The organism is Pseudoxanthomonas beigongshangi (assembly GCF_016820515.1).
Taxonomy (GTDB): Bacteria; Pseudomonadota; Gammaproteobacteria; order Xanthomonadales; family Xanthomonadaceae; genus Pseudoxanthomonas_A; species Pseudoxanthomonas_A beigongshangi.
This window is the reverse complement of the sequence record NZ_JADHDV010000011.1, coordinates 51,036-78,016: the sequence shown is the minus strand read 5'-3', so window position 1 is coordinate 78,016 and position 26,981 is coordinate 51,036. Positions and strand designations below refer to the sequence as shown.

24 protein-coding genes are annotated in these 26,981 nt (G+C 68.1%); 8 read left to right on the top strand and 16 right to left on the bottom strand.

Going from position 1 to position 26,981, the window contains the following annotated elements; translation table 11 throughout:
• Positions 1 to 8 precede the first annotated feature (8 nt).
• The 3 genes from cysS to IQ458_RS10195 all read left to right on the top strand — a co-directional run bounded on the left by cysS (position 9) and on the right by IQ458_RS10195 (position 3,162).
• On the top strand, positions 9 to 1,388 hold the full coding sequence (gene cysS, locus IQ458_RS10205; protein WP_203322707.1) for a cysteine--tRNA ligase: 1,380 nt from the start codon (positions 9 to 11) through the stop codon (positions 1,386 to 1,388).
• A 95-nt stretch (positions 1,389 to 1,483) separates the two neighbouring features.
• Positions 1,484 to 1,921 (top strand): SufE family protein, encoded by a 438-nt coding sequence (locus IQ458_RS10200; RefSeq protein WP_183637326.1) that lies wholly within the window; start codon positions 1,484 to 1,486, stop codon positions 1,919 to 1,921.
• The gene (locus IQ458_RS10195) at positions 1,918 to 3,162 is read left to right on the top strand and encodes an MFS transporter (RefSeq protein ID WP_183637329.1); all 1,245 of its coding nucleotides are present in this window, start codon (positions 1,918 to 1,920) and stop codon (positions 3,160 to 3,162) included. The genes IQ458_RS10200 and IQ458_RS10195 overlap by 4 nt, the downstream gene beginning before the upstream one ends.
• Before the next feature lie 22 nt (positions 3,163 to 3,184).
• On the opposite strand, the gene IQ458_RS10190 is transcribed toward IQ458_RS10195, so the two are convergent.
• The 9 genes from IQ458_RS10190 to dksA all read right to left on the bottom strand — a co-directional run bounded on the left by IQ458_RS10190 (position 3,185) and on the right by dksA (position 14,222).
• Positions 3,185 to 4,141 (bottom strand): hypothetical protein, encoded by a 957-nt coding sequence (locus tag IQ458_RS10190; protein WP_203322706.1) that lies wholly within the window; start codon positions 4,139 to 4,141, stop codon positions 3,185 to 3,187.
• Positions 4,142 to 4,191: 50 nt separating this feature from the next.
• Complete coding sequence (locus IQ458_RS10185; RefSeq protein WP_203322705.1) at positions 4,192 to 5,136, bottom strand: hypothetical protein; 945 nt, start codon at positions 5,134 to 5,136, stop codon at positions 4,192 to 4,194.
• A 103-nt stretch (positions 5,137 to 5,239) separates the two neighbouring features.
• Entirely contained in the window at positions 5,240 to 6,151 is a 912-nt protein-coding gene (locus IQ458_RS10180) for a hypothetical protein (RefSeq protein ID WP_203322704.1), read from the bottom strand.
• A gap of 159 nt (positions 6,152 to 6,310) precedes the next feature.
• The gene (locus IQ458_RS10175; protein WP_203322703.1) at positions 6,311 to 6,856 is read right to left on the bottom strand and encodes a hypothetical protein; all 546 of its coding nucleotides are present in this window, start codon (positions 6,854 to 6,856) and stop codon (positions 6,311 to 6,313) included.
• 211 nt (positions 6,857 to 7,067) lie between these two features.
• Positions 7,068 to 10,466, bottom strand: coding sequence for a TonB-dependent receptor (locus IQ458_RS10170; RefSeq protein ID WP_203322702.1), 3,399 nt, complete (start codon positions 10,464 to 10,466; stop codon positions 7,068 to 7,070).
• A 259-nt stretch (positions 10,467 to 10,725) separates the two neighbouring features.
• The gene (locus IQ458_RS10165) at positions 10,726 to 11,793 is read right to left on the bottom strand and encodes a FecR family protein (protein WP_203322701.1); all 1,068 of its coding nucleotides are present in this window, start codon (positions 11,791 to 11,793) and stop codon (positions 10,726 to 10,728) included.
• A gap of 43 nt (positions 11,794 to 11,836) precedes the next feature.
• Complete coding sequence (locus IQ458_RS10160; protein ID WP_192198901.1) at positions 11,837 to 12,496, bottom strand: RNA polymerase sigma factor; 660 nt, start codon at positions 12,494 to 12,496, stop codon at positions 11,837 to 11,839.
• Positions 12,497 to 12,651: 155 nt separating this feature from the next.
• Complete coding sequence (locus IQ458_RS10155) at positions 12,652 to 13,101, bottom strand: nucleoside deaminase (RefSeq protein ID WP_203322700.1); 450 nt, start codon at positions 13,099 to 13,101, stop codon at positions 12,652 to 12,654.
• A gap of 80 nt (positions 13,102 to 13,181) precedes the next feature.
• A complete protein-coding gene (gene dksA, locus IQ458_RS10150) occupies positions 13,182 to 14,222 on the bottom strand; it encodes an RNA polymerase-binding protein DksA (protein WP_203322750.1) in 1,041 nt (346 codons plus the stop codon).
• Between the two features lie 96 nt (positions 14,223 to 14,318).
• On the opposite strand from dksA, the gene yidD reads away from it, so the two are divergent.
• The 3 genes from yidD to IQ458_RS10135 all read left to right on the top strand — a co-directional run bounded on the left by yidD (position 14,319) and on the right by IQ458_RS10135 (position 16,810).
• The gene (yidD, locus tag IQ458_RS10145; protein WP_141452428.1) at positions 14,319 to 14,570 is read left to right on the top strand and encodes a membrane protein insertion efficiency factor YidD; all 252 of its coding nucleotides are present in this window, start codon (positions 14,319 to 14,321) and stop codon (positions 14,568 to 14,570) included.
• Positions 14,571 to 15,917: a dihydroorotase gene (locus tag IQ458_RS10140; protein WP_192198899.1), complete on the top strand. Its 1,347-nt coding sequence runs from the start codon at positions 14,571 to 14,573 to the stop codon at positions 15,915 to 15,917.
• A 77-nt stretch (positions 15,918 to 15,994) separates the two neighbouring features.
• Positions 15,995 to 16,810: a M23 family metallopeptidase gene (locus IQ458_RS10135; protein WP_484573278.1), complete on the top strand. Its 816-nt coding sequence runs from the start codon at positions 15,995 to 15,997 to the stop codon at positions 16,808 to 16,810.
• A 248-nt stretch (positions 16,811 to 17,058) separates the two neighbouring features.
• Here IQ458_RS10135 and folE2 read toward each other — a convergent pair whose 3' ends face one another.
• The 6 genes from folE2 to efp form a co-directional block, all read right to left on the bottom strand.
• A complete protein-coding gene (gene folE2, locus IQ458_RS10130) occupies positions 17,059 to 17,991 on the bottom strand; it encodes a GTP cyclohydrolase FolE2 (RefSeq protein ID WP_203322699.1) in 933 nt (310 codons plus the stop codon).
• 128 nt (positions 17,992 to 18,119) lie between these two features.
• Positions 18,120 to 18,824 carry an isoprenoid biosynthesis enzyme family protein gene (locus IQ458_RS10125; protein WP_192198897.1) on the bottom strand — a complete coding sequence of 235 codons (705 nt, stop codon included), beginning with the start codon at positions 18,822 to 18,824 and terminating at the stop codon, positions 18,120 to 18,122.
• A 40-nt stretch (positions 18,825 to 18,864) separates the two neighbouring features.
• Positions 18,865 to 19,566 carry a phosphoglycolate phosphatase gene (locus IQ458_RS10120; RefSeq protein ID WP_203322749.1) on the bottom strand — a complete coding sequence of 234 codons (702 nt, stop codon included), beginning with the start codon at positions 19,564 to 19,566 and terminating at the stop codon, positions 18,865 to 18,867.
• A 5-nt stretch (positions 19,567 to 19,571) separates the two neighbouring features.
• A complete protein-coding gene (gene ubiG, locus IQ458_RS10115; protein WP_192198895.1) occupies positions 19,572 to 20,300 on the bottom strand; it encodes a bifunctional 2-polyprenyl-6-hydroxyphenol methylase/3-demethylubiquinol 3-O-methyltransferase UbiG in 729 nt (242 codons plus the stop codon).
• Positions 20,301 to 20,372: 72 nt separating this feature from the next.
• Positions 20,373 to 21,716, bottom strand: a complete 1,344-nt coding sequence (locus IQ458_RS10110) for a TRZ/ATZ family hydrolase (protein WP_203322698.1) — start codon at positions 21,714 to 21,716, stop codon at positions 20,373 to 20,375.
• A 273-nt stretch (positions 21,717 to 21,989) separates the two neighbouring features.
• Complete coding sequence (efp, locus tag IQ458_RS10105; RefSeq protein WP_183637364.1) at positions 21,990 to 22,556, bottom strand: elongation factor P; 567 nt, start codon at positions 22,554 to 22,556, stop codon at positions 21,990 to 21,992.
• Between the two features lie 103 nt (positions 22,557 to 22,659).
• On the opposite strand from efp, the gene epmB reads away from it, so the two are divergent.
• Complete coding sequence (gene epmB, locus IQ458_RS10100) at positions 22,660 to 23,679, top strand: EF-P beta-lysylation protein EpmB (RefSeq protein ID WP_203322697.1); 1,020 nt, start codon at positions 22,660 to 22,662, stop codon at positions 23,677 to 23,679.
• A 102-nt stretch (positions 23,680 to 23,781) separates the two neighbouring features.
• Positions 23,782 to 25,854, top strand: a complete 2,073-nt coding sequence (locus tag IQ458_RS10095; protein WP_183637368.1) for a GGDEF/EAL domain-containing response regulator — start codon at positions 23,782 to 23,784, stop codon at positions 25,852 to 25,854.
• Between the two features lie 217 nt (positions 25,855 to 26,071).
• On the opposite strand, the gene htpX is transcribed toward IQ458_RS10095, so the two are convergent.
• Positions 26,072 to 26,953 (bottom strand): protease HtpX, encoded by an 882-nt coding sequence (gene htpX / locus IQ458_RS10090; RefSeq protein WP_183637370.1) that lies wholly within the window; start codon positions 26,951 to 26,953, stop codon positions 26,072 to 26,074.
• Between the last annotated feature and the right edge of the window lie 28 nt (positions 26,954 to 26,981).

Sequence of the window (26,981 nt, the reverse complement as noted above, 5' to 3'; positions counted from 1 at the left end):
GCAGCCTGATGAGCCTTCGCCTCCACAACAACCTCACCCGCCGGGTCGAGGACTTCGTCCCCCTCGATCCCGCCTGCCCCACCCTGTATGTGTGCGGGCCCACGGTCTACAACTACGTCCACATCGGCAACGCCCGCGGCCCGGTGGTGTTCGGGGTGCTGGCGGCGCTGCTGCGCCGGCGCCATGGCGCGCTGCGGTACGCCCGCAACATCACCGACGTGGACGACAAGATCAACGCGGCGGCCCTGGAACAGGGCGTGCCGATCAGTGCCATCACCGACCGTTTCGCCGCCGCCTACCGTCAGGACATGGCGCGGCTGGGCGTCGCCCCGCCGGACATCGAGCCCGAGGCGACCGCCCACATTCCGCAGATCGTCGCGATGATCCAGGACCTGATCGCCGGCGGGCACGCTTACGCGGCCGAGGGCCACGTACTGTTCGCGGTGGCCTCGTTCCCGGACTACGGCAAGCTCTCGCGCCGGGACCCGGAGGAAATGCTGGCCGGCGCGCGCGTGGACGTGGCGCCCTACAAGCGCGATCCCGGCGATTTCGTGCTGTGGAAGCCCTCCAGCGACGAACTGCCGGGCTGGGAATCCCCCTGGGGCCGCGGCCGGCCCGGCTGGCACATCGAATGCTCGGCGATGGCGGCGGCCCACCTGGGCCAGACCATCGACATCCATGCCGGCGGCGTGGACCTGCAATTTCCGCACCACGAGAACGAAATCGCGCAGAGCGAATGCGCCCACGGCGGCAAGACCTTCGCCCGGTTCTGGCTGCACAACGGCATGCTCAACTTCGGCGGCGCCAAGATGAGCAAGTCGCTGGGCAACATCGAACGCGTGCACGACCTCTTGGAACAGCACCCGCCCGAGGCGCTGCGCTACGCCCTGTTGTCGGCACACTACCGGCAGCCGCTGGACTGGTCGGACGCGCTGATCGAGCAGTCGGTGCGAACCCTGGATCGCCTGTACGGCACGCTGCGGGATCTGCACGACGCCAATGCGCCGGCTTCCGCCGCCAACTCGATTCCCGCCGCCATCGAGGAAGCGCTGGACGACGACCTCAACACGCCGCTGGCGCTGGCCGAACTGGCCCGCATCGCCGCCGAGGCCCGCAAGGCCTCCACTGCCGACGACCGCGCGCGACTGAAGGCGGAACTGCTCGGCGCCGGTTTCGCGCTGGGGCTGCTGCAGCAGGCGCCGGCCGAATGGTTCGCGCGCGGTGCCTCCAACGACGACGACGTGCGCATCCAGGGCCTGATCGAGGAACGCGCCGCCGCCAAGCGGGCCCGCGACTTCGCCCGCTCCGACGCCATCCGCGATCAGCTCGCCAGCGAAGGCATCCTGCTGGAAGATACCCCGCAGGGCGTCCGCTGGAAGCGGGCCTGAGTCCTCCCCTCCGCCCCGGCGCCTGACCGCGCCGGGACAGGCGGCCGATGAGCGCCGCCGCCTCCCTTCCCCGGAAGGGCGCATTCCGAATCGCCATGACCGACACCGTCTTCCCGCTCGAACCCACTGCCGCCGAGGCCCAGCACGCCATCAAGGACGAATTCGCGTTCTTCGGCGATTGGGCCGAGCGCTATCAGTACCTGATCGACCTGGGCCGCAAGCTGCCGCCGTTCCCGGAGGAGTGGAAGACCGAGCAACATCGCCTGCTCGGATGCCAGTCGCTGGTCTGGATCGTGCCGCAGGGTGACGCCAGCCGGCTGGATTTCCGCGCTGTCAGCGATTCGGCGATCGTGTCCGGGCTGATCTTCCTGGCGTTGCGGGTCTACTCCGGCCGTCCGGCCAGCGAAATCCTCGCCACCGAAGCGGACTACATCGCCGATATCGGCCTGGCCAAGCATCTCTCGCCGACCCGCAGCAACGGACTGGCCTCGCTGCTGGCCTTCATCCGCGAGACCGCCGCGGCGGCCCGGTGAGCGCGGCCAATAGCTCCTCTCCGGTCAGGGCGCTGCTGCGCAACCGCGGATTCACCACGGTCCTGGCTTACCGCATCCTGGCGCTGCTGTCCTACCAGATCGTCGCGGTGACGGTCGGCTGGCACATCTATGAACTCACCCGCAATCCGTTCTCGCTCGGCCTGATCGGCCTGGCCGAAGTACTGCCGTTCTTCTGCGTGGCGCCGTTCGCCGGCTATCTGGTCGACCACCTGCCGCGACGCAAGCTGGGCGTGGCGGCCTGCGCGGCGTTGACGCTGACCGCGGTGATCCTCGTGCTTGCGGCGGCGGGATGGTTGCCGACCACGCGGCTGTGGCCGATCTACGCCGCCATCGCGCTGACCGGGATGGCGCGCTCGTTCCTAAGTCCCATCTACAACGCGCTGTTCGCGAAGGTGCTGGCACGCGAGGACTTCGTCCGCGGCGCCGGCCTGGGCACGGTGATCTTCCAGGCGGCGATGGTGACCGGTCCGGCCATCGGTGGTCTGCTGGTGGGATTCGGCGGCAACGCGCTGTCCTATGCCGTGGCGGCGGTGCTGGCGGTGCTGGCCGGCGGCGTGCTCGCGCGTCTGCGGGTGGAGGAACCAGGCCCGCCGGCAACCAGCCTGCCGATCTTCGCCAGCATCGCCCAGGGCGCGCGCTTCGTCTGGGGCAACCAGATCATGCTGGGCGCGATGGCGCTGGACATGTTCTCGGTACTGCTGGGTGGCGTGGTGGCGATGCTGCCGGCATTCATCCACGACATTCTCCGCTACGGTCCCGAAGGCCTGGGTATCCTGCGCGCGGCACCAGCGCTGGGTTCGGTGTGCGTGGGCGTGTGGCTGGCGCGGCATCCGTTGCAGCAGCACGCCGGCCGGGTACTGCTGTTCGCAGTGGCGGGCTTCGGCCTGTGCGTGATCGCGTTCGGGCTGTCCCGCAGTTTCTGGCTGTCGGCGCTGATCCTGCTGGCCTATGGCATGTGCGACGGCGTGTCGGTGGTGGTGCGTTCGACCATCCTGCAGCTGTCGACGCCGGACGAGATGCGCGGGCGAGTGTCCTCGATCAACGGCATCTTCATCAGTTCGTCCAACGAGCTGGGGGCGTTCTACGCCGGCACGATGGCGCGGCTGCTGGGATTGATTCCGGCGGTACTGCTGGGCGGCGGCGCGATCCTGGTGGTGGTCGCCGCCACCGCGTGGCGGGCACCGCGGCTGCGCCGGCTCGATTTGAACGATCTGCACTGAGCGCAGGGTTTCTCATCCGCGATCAGAAGCTGCACGCCTCCCAGCCTGGCGGCGTCGAAGTCGTCGAGCTGCCGCTGAACTTGTCTTCGAACGTGCCCTGCGCCCAGCGGTCGGCGTCGTAGCGCTGTTCCGGTGACAGGCTGGCGGCAATCGCGGCGATCTGCCGATCGAGTTGCGCCACGCGATGGGGCTCCGCACCCAGCCGGTACAGCTTGAGATAGCGATAGTGTTGCGCCGGATCGGGGCCCAGCATGCCGGCCAGCAGCCCCTCGGCGCCCGGTTCATAGGCGCGTTGCAGGAGATCCACCACCCGCCAGTCGCCCGCCGCCAGACCGGCGTCGATCATCGCGGTGGCATCGCGGCGATAGCCCTGCAGCACGCCGGGGTGCTCGATCAGGCCACGCACGTCGTAGAGCGGCCCCCGGCCGAGATAGCACGCGCGTGCGTCGGCATCGCCCAGCCGCGCCGCCTGGGCGATGTTGGCCACCAGGGTCGCGAGCATCTTGTCGTCCGCGCCGGCGCACATTTCCCGGTTCCTGCCCGCGGTCTGCTGGCGCACGTCCATCGCGTCCAGCAACACCTGGTAGGTCCGCAGTTGCGCCGCGCTCATGCCATCGGTCTTGCGATCCAGCAGCGCCTGGGTGGTGCCCGCGTTGCGCCACTCGTTGGCGCGCAGGCGGCTGCAGCGGTCGAGGTCGCGAACCAGCCGGCGCGCGGCGTCGAGGTCGCCAGCGTTCGCGCGGGCCTGCAAATCGCTGAAGGTCGCGCCGAGCGATGCGGAGACCGGCGGCAGGACGCCGCCCTTCGCAGGTGTTGCCGGTGCGGCGTCCGCGCCGCCTGCCCCGTCTCCGGCCGAGCGCGTTTGCGCGGTGCGCGGAGCGGTTTCCGGCGTCGGCAAGGCGCTCCAGCGGCCGAGCGCGTAGACACCCGCGACCGCCACCAGCGCGGTGCAGGCCATGATTGCGTGTTTCCACTTCATTGTCCGGATCGTCCCACGGTCAAATCCTCGTCGATGTACATCCGTTCCCCTCACTCATGCGGGAACACGCAGGGATCCCGGTCCAGTCCCGGTGCGCCGGCCGAAGGACGGCCGCCGAAGTCGCGCCGGAACGTGGTGTCGGCCCAGGTTTCGGCCTCGGCGCGCTGCTGCGGCGACAGCCGCGCGGCGGCCACCGCCAGTTGCTGGTCCAGCACCGCGATGTCGCCGGCTCCCGCGCCCAGCCGGTAGAGCTTGAGATAACGGAAGTGTTGCGCGGGATCGGCATCCAGCGCGCCGCCCAGCAAGCCCTCCGCACCAGGCTGCAAGGCGGTTCGCAGGACATTCACCATCGCCCAGTCACCGGCGGCCAGGCCGGCCTCGACCATTCCCGGAACGCTGGTGCGATAGGTATCGATCCATTCGGGATGCCTGGCGAGCGCGCGCATGTCCAACCCGGGTCCCATCGCCAGATAGCAGGCACGCGCGTACGGTTCTCCCAGTTGCGCGGCCTGGTGCAGGCTCGGTACCAGCGAGTCCAGGGTCGCCGCATCGGCGCCGTCGCAAAGCTCGCTCATCCGTCGCGCGTTCTGCCGGCGCGATTCGATTCCATCCAGTTGCGCCCGGTAATTCTCCAACTGCGCGGCGCTCATGCCGCGGGTCTGTGTGTCGAGCAACTCGCTGGTCAGCATGGCGTTGCCCCAGTCCGCCGAGCGCAGGCGACGGCACAGGTCCAGGTTGCGATACAGGCGTGTCGACGCCGCCAGGTCGCCGCCGTCGGCGGCGATCTTCAGTTCGGCGAAATAGCCCCGTGCGCGAGATCCGTTCCGCAGGCCCGGCTGCGCGGATCTGGCTCGCCGATCAGCCGGTACGGCCAACGCGGAAGATTCCGCATCGCCCTGCGATGCGTGTGGCTGCGACCGCCCCAGCCAGTACGCGCCCGCGAGCGCGGCCAGGACGACCACGATCAAGGGAATGACGAGGCGGTTGCTGCGCATGGATTAGCAGGATACGCGCAAGGCGGCCTTCCCTGGCCACCCTGCGCCGCCCGTCCCTGGCCCTGGCATCCTGCCCCGCCGTTTCACCTCGGCGTGCATCCGTTTATTGCTCGCTCCCCAGCACGAACGCCGAAGCGGCGATCGCGGCATCGCTGTTGAGCACCGCGGTGTTCTTGCCAGCCGCCGACGGCAGTCCGACTTTCAGGTTGACTGCGCCCGAAACCAGCGATTCCAGGATTGGCGTGAGGATCGGCAGGCCCAGCGCGATGTTGCCGCACCCGGTCGCCGCCGGGACCGCAAACGAGTTGTCGACGAAGGTCGCGTCGGTCACCTGCAGATAGCCGATGAAGTTCTCTTCGTCGGTGATGATCGTCTCGACCGTGCCGGGATTGCCCGCGATCGGCTGGTTCGGCGGCGGCGGCTGGGTGGTACCGGTCTGCAGCTTGATGATGATCGGGTTCTGCGGCGAACCGATGTAGCAGTTGTTGCCCAGGAACGGATTCTGCAGGTGCACGCGCACCGCCAGCTGCGCCGCGGTGGGATCGCTGCCGTCGGTCGGCGGGAACAGCGCGTTGCCGAAGTTCGTCTGCGCCAACGCGACCGGCTCCATGGTGGCGGTGACGTCGTTGACCGTGGCCACGATCGCCCAGAATGCGGTCCACAGAGGGCCGGGCCAATTGGGGGCGGGGTTCATGATGCCCAGCAGGCCACCCGGCACCTTGGCCGGCGGCGCCGAAAGCGTCGGTGCGCCCACCGCCTGGTACAGCGGCGACGGTCCCAGGTTCTCCACCCCGCCCTGCAGCACGATGGGCTTGTCGATCGGCAAGGTGGTGTTGCCGATGACGAACACGCCCGAGTCGGTGGTGTTGATCACGCAGGAACCCACGCTGGGATTCGTGTACGGACAATACTTGAACATCGCATACGGACCGGATGGCGTACCCGCGATGGCCGCGGGCATGGCGGCCATCGCCGCCAATCCCGCGAGGACAACGGACAACGACGTCTTCAACATGACGGACTCCTGCATGTGCGTTCCGGACGCGTGTCCGGGTCGGCAACGGGATGGATGAAGTGCCCAGGGGGCTGCCTCGATGCGTGTGACCGTGGCGGGAGGGGCTCGCCACGGACGGCATCGCCCCTGGGCAGCCCCCTGGCATGGAACAGGCTCAGATCACGGAATCACCCGCGCCGCCGGGTAGCCGGTGGTACGCAGATGGGTGGGCGCGGTCGAAGCGACGGCGCAACCGCCCAGCGTTCCACTGAACTGGATGCTCGCGACCGTGGAGGACGAACCGTTGGTCATCGCCACGTTGGGCAACGGCGCTCGTCCGGCGGCGCTCGGGCAGTTCGCGTTCAGCGGCGCGGGGATGAACACGTTCACGCCACCCACATTGGTCGTCGTGCTGGCGGTGTCGCCGATGGTGAGCGTACCGCCGGTACCGCTGGTGGCGGTGATGCTGACCTTCCACGGCAGGCCGCGCGGGACGATCGCCGCGCATGCGGCACTGCCACCGAAACTGACCGCGGTGATGCGCGCCACACCGCTGGTTACCACCACGGTGAAGTCAGCGGACGAGCACGGGAGCGAGTTGCCGAAATACGAGGCCGTCGTGGTCCCGACGAAGTGGGTGGTGCCATCGCCCCAACTGCTGCCGTTCCAAACCTGGAACGTGGCGGCGGATGCCGATGCGGCGCCGAACATCGCAACGGCGGACATGGCTGCAAGCAAGCTTACCTTGAACTTTGACATGGTGCCTTTCTCCGATGGAGGGTTGCTGGTGTATTTGAATGCGGACGCACCCAAATGGCTTTTTCGTGTTCGAAGCGGAGAGGTCATCCGAGGTGGACGCCATCCATGGCGTCCTCGGAAACATCGCTTGCTGTTGTCTGGTTTGTCTCGACCCGCCATCCGCGGACCGTTCGGTCGGTCAGAAGAATCCCTTGCGGATGGACAACCCGATGATCCGGGGATCCTGGATGAAGACATTGGAAGTCAGGCCGGTATCGTCGCTGTTGAGGAAGGTGCCGGTGATGGCCTCCTCATCCAGCGCGTTTTTCACGTACAGCTGCACGGTCAGATCGGTGGCCGGCTTGTACCAGGTCAGCGACAGGTTGACGTTGCCCCATTCCTTGAGCCGATCGATCCGGTCCTGGTAGATGCGCGCCCAGCTCTTGCCCTGGTAGTAGAGATCCGCGCGCAGGGTCAGCTCGCTGTCCGCCAGCAGGAAGGTGTACTGCGGGCTCAGGCTGACCGTAATGTGCGGTGCGTTCGGCAGTTCATTTCCACCGACGTTCTTGGCGAAACCTGCACCACCGTTGGGCGCGTCGGTTTCCGGGTTGTAATAGGCGCCATTCAACAGATAGGCGTACGGCCCGGGACCGCCATTGAAACCGCGATCCGCCGTGAACCCACCCATCGCCGTGTAGTAGTTGACGGTGCAGAAGCTGTTGAGGAAGCCAGCATTGCTGTACATCTGGTTGAACGGGTCGGCGAAGTAGTTCTCCAGCGCCATCGATACCAGCGCGGTCGGCGCGATGCAGTTCGACGCCAGTTGCATCCATGGACGCACGGTGGTCCATTCGGGATTTCCCGCGGTCCGGTCCATCACGTCGATCGAGTACTGGTTGGCGCCGATACGGCTGCGCAGCAGGCCCACGTTGCCGCTGATCTGGAAGGCGTCGGTCGGCTTCCATACCAGTTCGAACTCCGCGCCCCAGGTGCGCGCATCGAAATTCTCGTTGAGGGTGGCGCGGTCCTGGATCTGCGAGACCTGGTAGTCCTTATAGTCGTTGTAGAAGGCAGTGGCGTTGAACATCAGCTGGCCGCCGGCCATCACGTTCTTGGTGCCGATCTCGAACGCGTTGACGTACTCGGGCCGGAACTCGGGGTTGCGCTGTTCGAAGCTGAGCGCCTCCGGATTGGCTCCCACGCCTGGCGAATTGGTGCCGCCTGCCTTGTAGCCGCGCGATATCGATGCGTAGACCAGCGTGCTGTCGGTGAAGGACAGGTCCGGCGACCAATCCAGCACCAGGCGTCCGGTCGGCTCGGTCCAGGTTTGCCGGATGTCCGGGCCGGCGGGATAGCCATATCCGGTGTACCCGCCGAACAGCGACGAGTTGCCGCCCACGGTGGAATCGCCCAGCAGCGTCTGGCTCGCGTACGGCGTTGTGATCTTGCGATCCCGGGTGAGCCGCACACCGGCGGTCAGCCGCAGCGTATCGGACAGCTGCCAGTAGCCTTCACCGAAGATCGCCGCCGACCGCGTCTTGGCGACGTTGCGGCTACGGAAGTAATTGTGTCCCTGCCCATTGATGGAGCGCAGCGGATTGGGGTCGATATACACGCAGGGCACGTCGATGCCCTGATTCGGATCGAACCGTGTCGCGGTTCCCGCGGGACAATTCCCTGGCGCCGTGCCGCTGCCGTTGCCGTTGAAGAACAGCTGCGCCAGCGCACTGAACATGTTGCTGAATACGTAGTAGCTTTCGTCAACCTCGTACTCCAGATAGTTGGCGCCCACGCTGAAATTGAACTTGCCGTCGAACGCCGATTGCAGGCGGAACTCCTGCGACCACTGCGTGCTGTAGGAATCGACCAGGTCGACGTTCAGCAGCCGGTTCGAGCAACCCAACTGCGGGTCGCAGAAGATGCCACCCGGCGTGGCCGGATAGGCCGGCCCCAGGGTGAAGTCCGGCAGGAACTGCAGGGCATCATTGCTGTCGTTGAAGATCGGATTGGACTGGAACCTTCCGTAGTCCTGGGTGGAGTAGTAACGGTCACGCGTGTACAGCGTCTGCGACACCAGATTCAGCTGATCGGTCAGGCCGAAATCGAGGTTGATCTGCACGACGTCGTTCTTCGCCTCGAAACGGGGGTCGTAGGTGGTGGCGATTTCGCGCAGGTCGGTCGATTGCCGCAGTCCGGCGTAAGGGTCCACGCCGAGCGGAAGCAGCGGCAATCCGCCGATCGGGAATCCGTTCTCGTCCACCAGCAGCCCCAGGCTCACCGGCGACGCGCCCAGGATGTAGGGCAGGCTCGCGGCATTGGGTACGCCGAACGCGTCGTTGCCGTAAAGCGAGCCGTCCTTGCAGGACTGGCTGAGATAGTTGCGGGCATTGCCGAAGACCGGCTCGTAGCCACCGATCGTGGCGGGCCCCGGATCGTTGTGGCAGATCTGCTTGCCGGTGCGGGCGCGCATGTCGTCTTCCTGGAAATGCTCCCAGGCCACGCTGGCACTGAAGCGTTCGCTGGGCCGGAACGTCGCCGACAGGCGCGTGGTCATCAGGTCGCGATCGTTGACGTCCTTGCCGGTGACGGTGTTGTGGTCGTAGCCGTCACGCTTGGTGTATTGCGCGGCCACGCGGAAGGCGAAGGTCTCGCTCAGCGGGACGTTGATCATCGCGTTGACCCGGCGCGAGTCATAGTTGCCGAGCTCGACCTTGGTGCTGGCGTCGAAGGCTTCCGGATCGGCCAGGTTCGGGATCATGTTGACCACGCCAGCGGTGGCGTTGCGCCCGTACAGCGTCCCCTGCGGACCGCGCAGCACTTCCACCCGTTCCACGTCCAGGTATTCCTGCTCGAACAGGCGGTTGCGGATCATCGGCGTGCTGTTGAAGCTGACCGCGACCGCCGGATCGGTGGTCACCGACAGCGCCTGCGTGCCGATGCCGCGGATCTGGAAGTTGTAGCTGGCAAAATTGGTCTTGGAGAAGGTGACGTTCGGCGTCGCCGTGACCAGATCGCCACCGGTCTCGATCTTGCGATCATTGAGATCGTCGCCACTGAAGGCGCTGATGGCGATGGGAACCTTCTGGATGTTCTCCACCTTCTTCTGCGCGGTGACCACCAGGGTATCCAGCGTGGTCTCGTTGCGCGCTTCAGCAGTTCTTGTCGCGGTTTCGCTTGCAGTCTGCTGGGCCACGGTCCCGGAGGTCGTCGCCGACTGCAGGGCGGCGACCTCCTGTCCGTTTCCCTGCGGCCCGCCCGGCTTGTCCTTCTTCGCCGCCGCTTCGCGGGCGGCCTGCGCGGGATCCCTGATCAGGATCGCCCCCGAAGGGCTGACGGTATAGGTCAGTCCGGTGCCTTCGAGCAGTTCTTCCAGTGCCTGTGTCGGCGCCTTGCTGCCCACCACCGCGCGCCCGCTTCTCCCGACCGCAAGTTCGGGCGAATACAACAGTTGCTTGCCGCTCTGGCGCGCATAGTCGGACAGGGCCGCACTGAGGGTCTGCTGGGGTATCTCGAAACGCGCGGGCGGGTCGGTGCCGTCTCGCGCCTGCGCCGCGAGTATCGGCGACAGCGCCAGTACCAGGGCACAAGGCCTGAGCACGTGCTTTGCGAATCGAGACGAACGAACTCCCATGCTTCCTCCCCGAGTTTTTTTGTCACGCGGCCACGTCGTGATGGCGACGTACTTCCATACAGACGCGCTCCCGCGCAAAACCCGAACCGTGATCGGAAAAAAAGATCACGACTGGAATACTGGACCCGCGGGATCTGTTTTGCGACGCAACAAGAATCGCCGGGTGGAGGCCTGCGTCAGTCCGGGATCATTCCGCGCACGCCATGGCGCGGGGATGTGCGTGCGCTCACCGGGAGCGCGACTCGAGCACCACGCGATCGTCTTCGCGCGGATCGCGCTGGATGGGGAAGTAATTCGTCAACGCCTCGACGAACGTATGCGTATCGCCGGCATTGAACGCGCCGCTGATCTTCAGCGAAGCGAGCTGTGGGTCGCCCAGCACTACCTTTCTCCGCGAATAGCGGTTCACTTCGGCAATCGCGGCGTCCAATCGCTCGTTGTCGAATACGATCTGGCCGGTGCGCCAGCTGACCACGCGCCCCACGTCGGCCACCCGCACCACCGGCCGGGATCCGTCGGTGGCGACGAACTGCTGGCCCGGATGCAATTCCGCCAGCGTCGCCGCATTGGCCGGCGATGGTGCGACGCCCTGCGCCGGCGCGACACCCACGCGGCCTTCCAGCAAGGTGACTTCGAACAGGCGTTCCCCGACCCGCACGTCGAACTCGGTGCCCAGCGCGGTAACCCGCTTTCCATCCGCGGTGACCACGAACGGGCGCGAACGATCCTTGGCGACCTTGAACAGGGCCTGCCCACGTTCAAGTGTCACCGCGCGGACGTCAGCGCGGTAATGCACCGACAGCCGGCTGTCGGTGTTGAGGGTCACCACCGAACCGTCGTCCATCGTCACCACGCTGCGCTGGCCCACGCCGGTCTGGTAGACATTCCCGGCCAGGGTGTCGCCCGCGCCGGAGAACAACCCGCGGGTGGCCTCCGGCCTCAGCGCGATGAGACCCACGCCGGTGAGCAACAGCAGCGAGGCGGCAATCGACAGCCGCCGCCATCGCCGCGAGGAGCGCAGCCTGCCTTCGGCCACGCGCGCCAGCGTCTCGCGGCGCAGCGACTGCATTTCCGGTGAATCCGACAGCGTGCGTACCCAGTGATTCGCGGCCTGGATGCGCCGCCAGGCCGCCGCGTTCTCCGGCGACCGCGCATGCCAGGCATCGAAGCCCTCGCGCAGGCGCGGCTGGTCGGGCGCGTCGCGCAGGATCTCGCTCCAGCGCGCGGCCGCCTCGTCGGCGCTGTCCGCCGCGAAGTCCATCGCCCAGGTCGTTGGAGGAGTCCGCGAGTTCATGGGTGCGTTTCGCCAGCCTCTGTCGTGTGCCTGTCCGGCGGGGTCATGCGCCCTCCGGCATCCCGCCCAGCGCGCCGCCCAACCGGGCCAGCGCCTTGGCCATGTGTTTCTCGGCGGCCCGGACGGAGATGCCCAGCATGACCGAGATTTCAGTGTATTTGCGCTTTTCCATGGTCCTCAGCACGAAAACGTCGCGGGTCCGTTCGGGCAGGCTCCGCAGGACGGCGGTCATCACCCGGACCGCCTCCTCTCCCAGTAAGACGCGCTCCGGCGAAATATCCGTAGCGGGCTGGTGAAGATCCTCGTCGAACGACTCCTGGACATCCATCGCCCGGACCTTGCGCCGGCGTGCCCAGTCGCGCAGGACGTTGGCCGCCACCTGGAACACGTACTGCTCCACATGCTCGATGGCGCCACCGCGGGCGCGCCGCAGCAGGTGCAGGAACACTTCCTGGGTCAGGTCGTCGACTTCGCTGGCATCCCGGACCCGCTTGGCGAAGAAACCGCGCAACGGCGCGCGATAGCGCAGCGAAATGGTGTTCAGCAGGTCGTCGCGCCCGTCGCTGCCCTCGTCGATGCGAGGGGAACCCTGGGCGAAAGGCGATGGTTCGGACACCGGCATCCCCTGTCTGGCGATCGTCCTGAGTAAAGGAAATCCGACCTCCGTCCGGCGGGTGCCCGTGGGCGGGCCGGCACGGCGCATACGGTCGGGTACGTGCGCCAGCCTAGGCACACGCCGGGGGCCGCGCACGTTGCAACGCAATATCCAACGGGCCGGCGGGCCGTAGGCGGCACCGCGTTTTCCCATCCAGTAGCGGCCCGGTTCGAAGTTGGCGGCAGAGCCGAGCAAGCTCGGCTCTACTTTTGCCATTCCCGGTACAGGCCGTCCTCGCCGGCCGGCCGCAGCCGTGCCAGCCGCAAGGTGGCGTGCGCATCCGGCGGCAGCGCCATCTCGGCGTACACGGCGGCGGTGGACAGGCCGTACGGCGCGCCGTCCTCGTTCGAATAGGCGAACCACGCCTCGCCGATGCCACACAGGTGCATGGCGGCCAGGCACATCGGGCACGGGTGGCCGCTGGCGTAGATCACGCAGCCGTCCAGGCGCGGCGTGCCCAGGCGTGCGCCGGCCTGGCGGATGGCCAGCAGTTCGGCGTGCGCGATGGGATCGTGGTCGCGATGGATGCCGTTGGCGGCGCGGGCGATGACTTCGCCGTCCCGCACCAGCACCGCACCGAACGGACGGCCTCCGTCGGCGATGTTGGCCCTGGCGAGCGCGATTGCCTCGCGCATGAACTGCTCGTGATCCATGCCGCCTCCTGTCGCGGGTCGCGGAAAAAGCGAACCCCGCCTGGGCGGGGTTCGCGGGGATGGCAACGAGGGGCGCGGAATCAGTCGCCCTGCTGCTTCTGCATGTGTTCCCAGCGCTCCTGCGCATCGATGGTGCGCTCGGCGGTCAGGCGCGCCTCCAGGCGCTCCAGGCCGATTTCCTCGCCGGTGTCGACGCAGTAGCCGTAGTCGCCGGCATCCACGCGCTTGAGCGTGCTGTCGATCTTGCCGATCAGCTTGCGGTAGCGATCGCGGGTACGCAGTTCCAGCGAGTTCTCGGTTTCGCGGGTGGCGCGCTCGGCTTCGTCGCCGATGTCGCGGACCTCGTCCTTCAGGTTCTCGATGGTCTGCTTGGATTCCTCGACCAGATCCGCACGCCACTGCAGCAGGCGCTGGCGGAAATATTCGAGCTGGAGCGGACTCATGTACTCCTCGTCCACGGCCGGCTTGTAGCCTTGGGGAACGATCGGGCGACCGGTGGCGTCATCGGTCTTGTAGGGCACCACTTTGAATTTTTCCCGGACGACGGGAGCCTGCGGCTTGGCGGCCACGGCCACGGCCACCTTGCCGGTGGAACGGGGAGCGATGGCAGGCTTGCTGGTCACGGGGGCGGAATTGGTTGTCTTGCTGGTCGGTTTCGGTGCGGGCACTGGCTTTGCGGGGGATGGAGCCTTGGCCACCGGAGCCGGCGCGGGCTTGGCCTCCTGCCGGGGTGCGGCGGGAGCGGTCGAGCGCGGTGCGGGGGCCTTCGGGGGAGCAGTCTTGGCCGGAGCCGGCTTGGGGGCGGGCTTCGGTGCGGGTTTGGTCTTCGGTGCTGCGACGGGAGCGGTCTTCTTGGCCATGGCCTTCTTCGCCACCGGCTTGGCGGCCGGTTTTGCCTTGGCGGGCGCGGGCTTGGGCGCCGCCTTCCTGGCCGCCGGCTTTGCGGCCGGCTTCTTGGCCACGGCTTTCTTGGCGACGGGCTTGGGCGCCGCCTTCTTGGCCACCGGCTTGGCGGCCGGTTTCTTGGCGACAGCCTTCTTCACGACAGGCTTCTTGGCGACGGGCTTGGCGGTTTTCTTGGCGGCCTTGGCGGCCTTCTTTGCAGGTTTCTTAGCAGCCACGAACAGCGCTTCCTTGTTCTTCCCGAGCATCGGGAAAGCGCGACTTTATAGCCTACCCGGCGGGCAGCGGCAACCCAACACGGTTATCATCCGGACATGATCGGCCGGGTACTCATTGCTGTCCTGCGGGTGTACAAGCGCTTCATCAGCCCGCTGCTGGGTCCGCGCTGCCGTTTCGTGCCATCGTGTTCGGAATACGCGATGGAAGCGATCGCCCGGTTCGGTCCGATGAAAGGCAGCTGGCTCGCCGCCCGCCGCATCGGCCGCTGCCATCCCCTGCATCCCGGCGGCCACGACCCGGTGCCGCCCGCCGGTGAAACCTCCGCCCCCTGCACAGGAAAGCACTGAATGCCCTCCACCCTCATCGTCAATGCCCGGATGGCCAGCGAAGGCCGCGAATTCGAAGGCGACCTGCGCATCGAGAACGGTCGCATCGCCCGCATCGGCAGCGGCCTGTCCGCCGGGGCGGATGAAAAGGTCGTCGACGCCGCCGGCCGCTGGCTGCTGCCGGGCATGATCGACGACCAGGTCCACTTCCGCGAGCCTGGCATGCCGCACAAGGGCGATATCGCCACCGAATCGGCCGCCGCGGTGGCCGGTGGCCTGACCAGTTTCATGGACATGCCCAACACGGTGCCGCCGACCCTCGATTCGGCCGCGCTGGAAGCCAAGTACCAGCGGGCGGCGGGCCGGGCCTGGGGCAACTACGGCTTCTACCTGGGCGCCAGCAACGACAACCTGGAGGCCATCCGCGCGCTCGACCCGAAGACCGCGCCGGGCATCAAGGTGTTCATGGGCGCCTCGACCGGCAACATGCTGGTGGACAACCCGGAGACCCTGGACGCCATCTTCCGCGAGGCGCCGACTCCGATCATCACGCACTGCGAGGACACGCCGACCATCGATGCCAACATGGCCGCGTTCCAGGCCCGCTACGGCGATGCGCTGACCGCCGAGCACCACCCGGACATCCGCAGCCGCGAAGCCTGCATCAAGTCGACCCGGCTGGCGCTGGAACTGGCCCGCCGCCACGACACCCGCCTGCACGTGCTGCACATCTCCACCGCCGACGAACTGGCCCTGTTCACGCCCGGCCCCCTGATCGACGCGTCCGGCAAGCGCAAGCGCATCACCGCCGAGACCTGCATCCATTTCCTGCGCTTCGATCGCGCCGACTACGCGCGGCTGGGCAACTTCATCAAGTGCAACCCGGCGATCAAGGACGCCAGCGATCGCGAGGCGCTGATCAAGGCGCTGGCCGACGATGTCATCGACGTGCTGGCGACCGACCACGCCCCGCACACGCTGGAGGAGAAGTCCAAGCCCTACGCGCAGGCGCCGTCCGGCCTGCCGCTGGTCCAGTACGCGCTGGTGGCGGCGCTGGAACTGGTCCACGAGGGCCGCGCCACGATGACCGAGATCGTGCAGAAGGTGTCACACGCCCCGGCGCAGCTGTTCGACGTGCACGAGCGCGGCTTCCTGCGCGAAGGCTATTGGGCGGATCTGGTACTGGTGGACGACGCCGAGTTCACCGTGCGCCGCGAGGACGTACTGTCCAAGTGCGGCTGGTCGCCGTTCGAGGGCACCACCTTCCGTTCGCGCATCGGCGCGACCTGGGTCAACGGCCGGCTGGTCTGGAACGGCGAGCATCTGGTCGGCACGCCGAACGGCCAGCGGCTGGAGTTCGATCGGTGACGCGCCTGGCCGGCGCGGCCTGCGCGCTGGGCCTGGTCTTGCTGTTCTCCCCCGCCCGTCCTGCGCTGGCGCAGGAGGTGCTGTCCGAGGGTACCTACGGCCCCGCGTCCGCCGGTGCGCAGGACGAGCGCGTGGTGTTTCCCCCGCAGGTCTCGCAGGGCGCGCTGGTGTTCGGCAAGGTGCCGCCCGGCAGCCAGGTGCGTTATGCCAACCGCGCGTTGCGCACCAGCGGCTATGGCACGGTGGTGTTCGGGGTCGGCCGCGATGAAGCGGGCCCGCTGAGTGTCGAGGTGACGACGCCCTCCGGGCGTCGGGAAACCGCGCGCATCACGGTGACGCCGCGCGACTGGCCGGTGGAGCGGGTCAACGGCGTGCCGCCGAAGACGGTCAATCCGCCACCGGCGATCGCCGAGCGGATCCGGCGCGAGCAGGCGCAGGTCACCGCCGCGCGCGCGCGCGACGACGATCGCACCGATTTCGCCCAGTCCTTCATCTGGCCGGTGCAGGGCCGCATCAGCGGCCGCTTCGGCAACGCGCGCGTCTACAACGGACAACCCGGTTCCGGCCATTCGGGCATGGACATCGCCGCACCCAATGGCACGCCGGTCAAGGCGCCTGCGGCGGGCGTGGTGACCTTCGCCGGCCCGGATCTGTACCTGACCGGCGGCACCCTGTTGCTGGATCACGGCTACGGGGTCAGCTCCAATTTCCTGCACCTGTCACGCATCGACGTGAAGGTGGGCGATCGCGTCGAGCAGGGCCAGGTCATCGGCGCGGTCGGCGCCACCGGACGCGCCACCGGCCCGCACCTGCACTGGGGCATGAACTGGTTCGACGTGCGCATCGATCCGCTGCTGGTGCTGGAGCGCGCGCAGGCGGCTGCGGCGAAGTGATTGTGGGTTCACCGGCTTTCGCGACTCACGTCGCTCCCACAAGAATTCCCCTTGCAGGAGCGACGTAAGTCGCGAGCTTTTCGGTCCGATTGCGATGGAGTAATGGCAAGCGAGGCGGGCAGGCGTCGCCGATGACAGGTACGGGCAACGCGCAGGTTACGGTCGCGACTGACGTCGCTCCTACAGGGGAAGCTTTTTGTGGGAGCGACGTGAGTCGCGAGCTTTTCCCGGTTTGCGCGGGAGACGGCTCAGCCGTTGCTGCCGCTGACGCGGGCGACCGCGTCGTGCGGGTGCAGGCTTTCGAAATGGGCGACGGTGGCGTCGTAGCGCGCCACGTGCGGATCCTGCGAGAGCGCGGCGGCCACGCGGCGCGCGGCATCCTCGCAGAACATCAGGTTCTCCGCGTTCAGGCGCGCGAAGGCCTGTTCGTCGCCCCGCTTGACCGCGGTCTGCACCGGCGTGCCCAGGGCGGCCTCGATCGCGTCGATCAGCGCCACCAGCGGCAGTTCCTCGAACTGCGGACGCAATTCGACGCGCACGCTGGCGCGGCTGCGCTGGGCGTGCGGCGTCGCCGCCAGTCCGCGCTCGGAAGACAGCCAGTCGCGGACCACGCCGACCGACAGCGGGTGCGCGGCGGCGAAGTCCTCGGCGAACCGCTCGGCGTTGGCCTGGCGCGACAGCGCCGCCGAAGCCGGGCAGGTGCTGGAGTATTCGACCGAGAACGACAGCGCCAGGTGCAGGTGACCGTCGACCAGGGTGGCGTCGATCTCGACCGGATAGCGCTTCCAGCCCGAGTACTCGCTTTCCAGCGCGCGCCGGCGCAACAGCGCGTCATAGCGCAGGCGGATGCGGGCCTGGTTCGCCAGCCCCTGCTGCGAAGCCACGCCTTCCTGCAACAGGTGGCGCAACCCGGCCGGGGTGATGGCCTCGCGCGACAGCCCGTCCTGCAGGTGCAGGTACAGGCGCGACATGTGGATGCCGCGGGCGTCCGGATTGGTCAGGTTGACGAACACGTCGATGTTCGCCGGCACCTGCAATTGCCCACCCTCGCCATCGCCGATGCGCACCGGCAGGGCGATGCCTTCCATGCCCACCCAGTCCAGCGCGCGTGCCAACGGCACGCTCTGGTGGGCGACGTCGGGAAGATCGGCGCGTGGCGCCACGGGAGGGACGGAGGCCATGTCGGTACGGGGGAGAAAAACAGGCCCGCATTGTACCCCCAGCCCCGAATCGCCAGATGAAACAGTCCGTTACGGCGAATCCGCATGCCTATCGCAGCGATGGCTCGCGTCCATCGCGGGCTTCCCGCTCAGCCGCGCGCGGCGTTCCAGGCGCCCAGCAGCAGGCGCAGGCGGGACGGCAGCGCGGTGGCCTCCCCTGCCCTGGCGAACCGGCGCAGGCGGGCGTGGGCGAAGGCGTCGGCGATGCGCCGCTCCCGGCTTGCGCCGGATGCCGCCGGCCAGCGTCGGTCCAGCGTGCGCGCCCAGTCACGCAGCCGCGTGCGATCGTCATTGCCCGCGGCCGACCGCGGCAGCGCCGCGGTCGCGGTGTCGGCCAGGCGGGTCGCCAGGGTCCGGGCAATCACCGCCGCGACATCCGGCGTTCCGCCCAGGACCGCGGCTTCCACCGCGGCCACCGCCGCGCCGTAAACCCGCAGTTGGGCGAAGGCGTCGTCGCCGTCGGCGGCGGCATCGCGCGCCGCGATCAGCGCGGGCAGCGCATCGGCCAGTTCCGCCCACGGCGCAGGCACGGGCTCCAGCCGCCGCCCCAACGGATGACGCGAGCGGCGATCCGCCCAACTGCGCAATTCCTCGCCCCACCAGGCCAACTTGGCATCGGCCGGCAACGGATCGCCTGCGATATTGAGGATGTCGTCGAATTCCTGGAGCAGCGAGAACCACGCTTCGGCCAGCGCGCGTCGTTCCGGCGCGACGAAGATCTCGGCGACCTGCCATTCCGGCCAGCGCTGGCGCCATTTGTCGAGGAAGCTTTCGAGGGCGGAGGAATCGGACACGGGAACGGGAACGTGCTGGAAGTCGGTCGTGAAGATGGGCTCAGGCGCCGACCGAGGTCGGCCAGGCGTCCGGGTCGAGCAGTTCGGCGGGCTGGTCGCACATCCGTTCGGCCTGCCAGCTTTCGGGATCGTCGCCATCGAGACGGTAGCCCCACAGCGCCGCGATCGACGGCATGCCTGCCGCGCGCGCCGCGACGATGTCGCGTTCGTCGTCGCCAACGTAGACACAGTCGCCGCAAGCCACGCCCAGCCGCTCGGCGGCCACCTGCAACGGCAGCGGATGCGGCTTGCGCTCGGCCAGGGTGTCGCCGCCGATCAGCACCGCGCAGCGTTCCTGCCAGCCTTCGGCCGGCAGCACGTCGCGGGCGAGGTACTCGGGCTTGTTGGTGACGATGCCCCAGCGCGTGCCGGCGGCTTCCAGCGCGGCCAGCATCGCTTCCACGCCTTCGAAAGGATGGCTGTGGCGGCCCAGTTCCTCCTGGTAGATCACCAGGAATTCCGGCACCAGCGCGTCGCGCGCGGCGACATCCAGATCCGGGAACGCCGCGCCCACCATCGCCCGCGATCCCTTGGACACGTGCGGACGCAGGTCGGCCAGGGTCACCGGCGCGCGGCCGCGCGCGGCGAGCATGCGGTTGGCGGTGGCGACGAAATCCGGCGCGCTGTCCAGCAGCGTGCCGTCGAGATCGAACAGGGCCACCGCCGGGAATCCGGCCCCGATCCTGGGGGCGTCGCCATCCATCCGGCTCATGCCGCCTTCACCGCGCAGGCCAGGTAATTGACGTCGGTACGGCGCGCCAACCGCGCGCGCTGCCGCCACGGCTCGTAGGCCAGGCCGCTGACGTCCTCCAGCTGCAGGCCGGACCGGCGCAGCCAGGCGGCCAGTTCGGACGGCTTGATGAAGTCCTGGTAGTGATGGGTGCCGGTCGGCAGCAGGCGGGCGACGTATTCGGCGCCCACGATGGCCAGGGCGAACGCGGCCGGGGTGCGGTTGAGGGTGGACAGGAACAGCCGGCCGCCGGGTTTCAGCAGGCGCGCGCACGCCTCGATGATCGCCGCCGGATCCGGCACGTGCTCCAGCATTTCCATGCAGGTGACCACGTCGAAGCTGCCGGGACGCTCCTCGGCCAGCGATTCGACCGGACGCAGCTGGTAGTCGACCTGCACGCCGGACTCGAGCTTGTGCAGGCGCGCCACCTTGATCAGTTCCGGCGCCAGGTCAATCGCGGTGACGTGCGCGCCGGCCTTCGCCAGCGCTTCGCTGAGCAGGCCGCCGCCGCAGCCCACGTCCAGCGCCTGCGCGCCGGCCAGCGACGCGCGCTGGCGCACGTAGTCCAGGCGCACCGGATTGAGCGCGTGCAGCGCCTTCTGCGGACCCTGCTCGTCCCACCAGCGATTGGCGAGCGCACCGAACTTGTCCAGTTCGGCCTGATCGAAGTTGTCGCCGGAGGGCGCGGATGAAGCGGTGGAGGTCATGGGGTCACCTCGGCAGGAGCCGGTGGCCGCGGCGTGCGGACACACGGCAGGGGAATCGGTGGGGAACGGACATCATCCGCCATGCAGCGTGCGGATGCGCTCGCGCCATTGGCGCGCGTTGGCGATCAGGCCGGCCGTGTCCATGTCGACCAGTTCGCGCTGGACCAGCCGCGGCTGGCCGGCGATCCAGACGTCGCTGACCTGGTGGCGGCCGGTGGCGTAGATGAGCTGGGAAACGACGTGGTGCAGCGGCTGGGTTTCCAGCGCGCCCAGATCCACGCAGATCAGGTCGGCCTGCTTGCCCGGTTCGATCGAACCGATGCGATCGCCGTAGCCCAGCGCGCGCGCGCCGCCGAGAGTGGCCGCATGCAGCGCGGTCGCGGCGTCCAGCGCGGTGGCGTCGTTCGCCACCGCCTTGGCCAGCTGCGCCGCGGTGCGGGTCTCGCTGAACATGTCCAGGTCGTTGTTGCTGGCGCAGCCGTCGGTGCCGATGGCCAGGTTGACGCCCGCGCGTTGCAACGCGCAGGCCGGGCAGAAACCGGAGGCCAGCTTGAGGTTGGATTCCGGGCAATGCACCACCGACACGCCGCGCGCGGCGCACAGGTGGATCTCGGCCTCGGTCAGCTGGGTCATGTGCACCGCGATCAGGCGGTCGTTGACCAGGCCCAGGCGATCCAGGCGCGCCAGTGGACGCTGGCCATACTGCTTCAGCGAATCGGCGATTTCCTGCGCGGTCTCGTGGGTGTGCAGGTGCACCGGCACGTCGAGCTGGTCCGAGAGCATGCGCACGCGCTCGAAGTTGGCGTCGCTGACCGTATACGGTGCGTGCGGCGCGAACGCGGTGTCGACCAGCGAATCGCCGCGCCATTGATCATGGACCTCGCCCGCGCGGTCGAAATATTCGTCGCTGGTCTTGGCCCAGGCGGTCGGGAAATCGATCACTGGCAAGCCGACCCGCGCGCGGAAGCCGTGGCGCTTGTAGACCGCGGCCTGCACATCGGGGAAGAAGTAGTTTTCGTTGGCACAGGTGGTGCCGCCGCGCAGCATCTCGGCGATCGCCAGGGTGGTACCGTCGGCGACGAATTCCGGGCCGATCACCGCCGCTTCCACCGGCCAGATGTGCTTCTGCAGCCACTCCATGAGAGGCAGATCATCGGCGATGCCGCGCAGCAGCGTCATCGGATTGTGGGTATGCGCGTTGACCAGACCGGGCAGCAGCGCCGCATCCGGTCGCGACACCACCCGCTCCGGCACGAAGCGTTGGCGCGCGTCGGCAATTGGCAGGATGGCGAGGATGTCGCCGCCCTTCACGGCCACCGCATGGTCTTCCAGCACCACCCCATGTGGCATCACCGGGATGACGAAACCGGCCTCAATGAGGAGATCGCAAGCTTCGGGGCGGGTGTCGTGGGTCATGCGTCCTCGTATCCGTGGTTCCGCGGGGAGCCGGAATCAGGCCAGCGATTCACGGCGTCGGTGCTTCCGGTCGGAGGAGGCTCGGCTCGCATCGGTGCGCTCACCTCGCCGCCACCGGGAATCTCTCGTCGTCCCGGCGGAAACCGGGTTCCATCTTGATGTTGCCTGTGCTTCTGGCTTTCAAACGCAAAAGCAACCGCAAGCAAAATGGAGCCCGGCCTTCGCCGGAATGGCGCAACGGCAGGCGCGCCCGCGTGCGGGCGCGCCGTCGCGTCACTTCACGCGGCTGACGTAGTCGCCGGTGCGGGTGTCGACCTTGATGATTTCTTCCTGGCCGACGAACAGCGGCACGCGCACGACCGCGCCGGTCTCCAGGGTCGCCGGCTTGCCGCCGCCGCCGGAGGTGTCGCCACGGACGCCCGGATCGGTCTCGACGATCTTCAGCTCGACGAAGTTCGGCGGGGTGACCTGGATCGGGGTGCCGTTGAACAGGGTCACCACGCACTCTTCCTCGCCCTTCAGCCACTTCTCGGCGCCGGCCATGCCGGCCTTGTCGGCCTGGACCTGCTCGAAGGTTTCCTGCTGCATGAAGTGCCAGTACTCGCCATCCGAATACAGGTACTGCATGTCGGTATCCACCACGTCGGCGGCCTCGACCGAATCCGTGCTCTTCATGGTGATTTCCTGCACGCGGCCGGTGCGGATCTGGCGGTACTTCACGCGGGTGAAGGCCTGGCCCTTGCCCGGCTTGACGTATTCGGTGTCGGTGATGATGGACGGTTCGTTGTTGACCAGGATCTTCATCCCGTTCTTGACGTCGTTCATGCCGTAACTGGCCATGGGGTACTCCTTGGGGTAAGACAAACCCGCCGCGGGAGGCGGCTGGCCGGATAGAATGGGGAACCCGCCGGGACCGGCGGGCGTTTTGTTTTCAGACCCGCACATGATAACCGCAGCCCCCCTCCCCATGCAGCCCGCCCCCCTGCCCCGCGCCCGCTGGCAGGAAGCCTGGCGCGACGCCGTGCGCGATCCGCATGAGCTGCTGGCGATGCTGGGACTGGAAGGCCTGGCCGGCCGCCTGTCGGAAGGCGCCGCCGCCCAGTTCCCGCTGCGGGTGCCGCGCGGCTTCGTCGCCCGCATGGTGCCGGGCGACGCGAACGACCCGCTGCTGCGCCAGGTGCTGCCGCTGGACGAGGAAATGCGGCCGGTGCCGGGCTTCGGCCTGGACGCGGTCGGCGATGCGGCCGCCCGGACCGCCACCGGGGTCCTGCAGAAGTACCGGGGCCGTGCCTTGCTGGTCGCCACCGGCAGCTGCGCGGTGCACTGCCGCTACTGCTTCCGCCGGCATTTCCCCTATGCCGAGGAAACCGCCGCCCGCGACGGCTGGCGCGAGGCCGTGGACGCCATCCGCGCCGATGAGGGCATCGAGGAGGTCCTGCTCTCCGGTGGCGACCCGCTGTCGCTGGCCACGCCCAAGCTGGTCGAACTGACCGACGCGCTCGCCGGTATCCCGCATCTTCGCCGCCTGCGCATCCACAGCCGCCTGCCGGTGGTGCTGCCGGAACGGGTCGACAACGGCCTGATCCGCTGGCTGGCGGGGCTGCCCTGGCCGGTCGCGTTCGTCATCCACGCCAACCACGCCAACGAGTTCGATGCCGGCGTCGACGCCGCCCTGGGCCGCCTGCGCGGGGCCGGCGCGCAACTGCTCAACCAGGCCGTGCTGTTGCGCGGGGTCAACGACAGCGTGGACGCGCTGGCCGCCCTGGGCGAGCGCAGTTTCGCCGCCGGCGTCCTGCCCTATTACCTGCACCAGTTGGACCGGGTCGCGGGCGTGGCCCATTTCGAGGTTCCCGACGAACAGGCCCTGGCCCTGCACGCCGGCCTGCGCGCCCGCCTGTCCGGCTACCTGGTGCCGCGGCTGGTCCGCGAGATCCCGGGCGACACCGGCAAGCGGCCGCTCTGAGCCGGCCGCGATGGAGCGCCCGTCCCGCCTTTTTGCGACGCCCGCATTGGACGCTTCCGGCCCCTTCGTGTATTAAACGCGCTCCCAAGGCGGAACCGCTGCATGCAGATCGGCAAAGACTCCACCCTCCGTTTGATGATCGTCGATGACAGCGGCGAGGACGCCGAGGCGATTGTCAGTACGTTGCGGAATGGAGGCATCGCCGTGCGGCCGCTGCGCCCGCTGGACGCCGACGAACTGGCGCAGATGGTGGCCGCGCAACCCATGGATCTGGTGCTGGCCGCCCGTTCGGCCCGGGGAATTCCGCTGGCCGGGGTCCTGTCCACGGTCGATGCCAGCGGCAAGGACATCCCCGTCATCGTGCTCGCCGACGGCATCAGCGAAGCCGACTGGCTGAGCGATCAGTCCGGCGGAGCACGCGGCATGGTGCTGCGCGGCCGTCCCGAACACCTGCTGCACGTCCTGCGCAGCGAATGGTCGGATCTGGAGACGCGCCGCGCGGTCCGCCGGCTGGACGTGCAATTGCGCGAAATCGAGCGCCGCTGCGACGCGCTCATCTCCTCCTCGCGCGACCCGATCGCCTACATCCACGAAGGCATGCACATCCGCGCCAACGAGGCGTACCTGGAAATGCTCGGCTTCGAGTCCTTCGACGAGGTCGAGGGCCTGTCGCTGCTGGATCTGGTGGCGCCGCAGTACGTCAACGATTTCAAGCAACTGCTCAAGAACCTGAGCAAGGGCGAGCCGCCGCCGCCGCGCTTCGAGCTGGAGGCGCGCAGCCTGGACGGCGACCAGTTCCCCGCCACGCTCGAGTTCGCCACCGCCACCTACGAGGGCGAACCCTGCGTGCAGGTGGTGTTCCGCCGCCGCGAGGAATTCGATCCGGAGCTGGCGCGCGAGGTCGAGGATCTGCGCCAGCGCGACGTGGTCACCGGCCTGTTCAACCGCCCTACCTTCCTGCAGGCGCTGGAGGAAGCGGTCAGCCAGGTCGCGCGCGGCGAGCATTATTCGCTGCTGCTGCTGGAGCCGGACCACTACCAGCGCCTGCTGCAGGACATCGGCATCGACTCGGCCGACGCCCTGATCGCGGCGATGGCGCAACGCCTGGCCGAGAAGCTGGACAGCCGCACCACCGCCGCCCGCTTCGGCGAGCGCACATTCGCGGTGCTGCTCAAGGGCAATCATGCGCAGACGTCGGCCTTGGCCGAGACCCTGCGCGCGGCCTTCGCCTCGCACGTGTTCAACGCCGGCGATCGCTCCACCGCGGTCACCGCCAGCATCGGCGGCGTCCAGATCGGCGAGAAGATCGCCAGCGTCGGCCTGGTGCTCACCCGCGCCACCGACAGCCTGCAGACCGCGACCAGCCTGGGGGGCAACCGCATCGAGATCTTCGATCCCGGCGCGGTCGACCGTGCCGAGGAAGAGCGCGTGCAGAACTGGATCGCGCGCCTGCAGGACGCGCTGGCCAACGATCATTTCCTGCTGTACTACCAGCCGGTGGTCAGCCTGCAGGGCGAGGCCGGCGAACTCTACGAAGCGCTGCTGCGCCTGGATTCCAACGGCGAAACGGTGATGCCGCCCGTGTTCATGGGGATCGCCGAGGAACACGGCCTGCTCGATGCGATCGACCGCTGGGTGGTCAACCGCGCCATCGAGGTGCTGGGCGAACGCCGCCGCAAGGGCTACCTGACCCGCCTGCTGGTCAAGGTCAGCCCCACCTCGTTCGGTGACGAACGCCTGCTGCAACTCATCGCCAAACAGCTGGCGGCGCACGACGTGCCCGGCGACTGCCTGTGGCTGGAAGCCTCCGAGGCCAAGGTGTTCACCCACCTGCGCCAGGCCCAGACGTTCCAGTCCGGCGCGTCGAAGCTGGGCTGCAAGGTCGGCCTGGAGCATTTCGGCGCCGGCCTGGATTCGTTCCAGTTGCTGGCCCATTTCCAGCCGGCGTTCCTGAAGATCGATCGCGTGTTCAGCGCCGACCTGGCGAAGACCCCGGAACACCAGTTGAAGATCCGCGAGATCGCCGAGCGCGCGCAGTCACAGGGCATCCTGACCATTGCCGATCACGTCGCCGACGCGGCCACGATGAGCTTCCTGTTCACTTCGATGGTGGACTATGTGGAGGGCGAGTTCCTGGCGCCGCCGGGACCGCAGATGAGCTACGACTTCTCTTGATTCACACATGGGGCGGGCTTCCGGCCTCCCCGTCGCGCCCGACTTTCCGTCGTGGAGCGGAGCTTGCTCCGCTGCCCTTGCCTTGGTTTCCGCTTCCCGTGAAAGCGAGACGCAAAAGCAAAGGCCAGAGCGAAGGCAGCGGAGCAAGCTCCGCTCTACGGAACGGAAAAAAGAAACCCGCCTTGCGGCGGGTTTCGCGTGCTCCTGCGATGTCGTCTCAGGCAAACGTGCCCTGTGCCGCCCGCAGCGCGGCAATGCGCTCCTCCAGCGGCGGATGGCTCAGGAACAGGCGCTTCAAGCCCTGGCCGATGCCGCCGGCGATGCCGAACGCCTCCACCTGCGCCGGCAGCGTGCTCTGCGCATGCTGCGCGTTCAGGCGCTCCAGCGCGGCGATCATCTTGTGGCGGCCGGCCAGGTTGGCGCCGCCGGCGTCGGCGCGGAACTCGCGCCGGCGCGAGAACCACATCGCGATCATCGTGGCGAACAGGCCGAACACCACTTCCAGCACCATCACGATGATGTAGTAACCGAAACCGCGGCCCTCGCCCTCGCGATTGCCCGACAGGAAACTGTCGACGATGCCGCCGACCACGCGCGCCAGCACGATCACGAAGGTGTTCAGCACGCCTTGCAGCAACGCCATCGTCACCATGTCGCCGTTGGCGACGTGGCTGACCTCGTGGCCGAGCACGGCTTCGGCTTCGTCGCGGTTCATCGCCCGCAGCAGGCCGGTGGACACCGCCACCAGCGCGTTGTTGCGGTTGGCGCCGGTGGCGAAGGCATTGATTTCCGGCGCGTCGTAGATCGCCACCTGCGGCATGCCGATGCCGGCACCCTGGGCCTGGCGCTGCACGGTGGCCAGCAGCCACTGCTCGGCCTCGTTGCGCGGCTGCTCGATCACCTGCGCACCGGTCGCGCGCAGGGCCATGGTCTTGGACAGCAGCAGCGAGATCAGCGATCCGCCGAAGCCGAAGATGGCGGCCATCACCAGCAGCCCGGACATCTGGTTCGGATTGACCCCGAGTATCGACATGACGACGCTCGCCAGGACGAGCACGGCCAGGTTGGTGGCGAGGAACAGGGCGATACGGCTGAACACGGGAGACTCCGCAGGCTTTCGGTGTGAA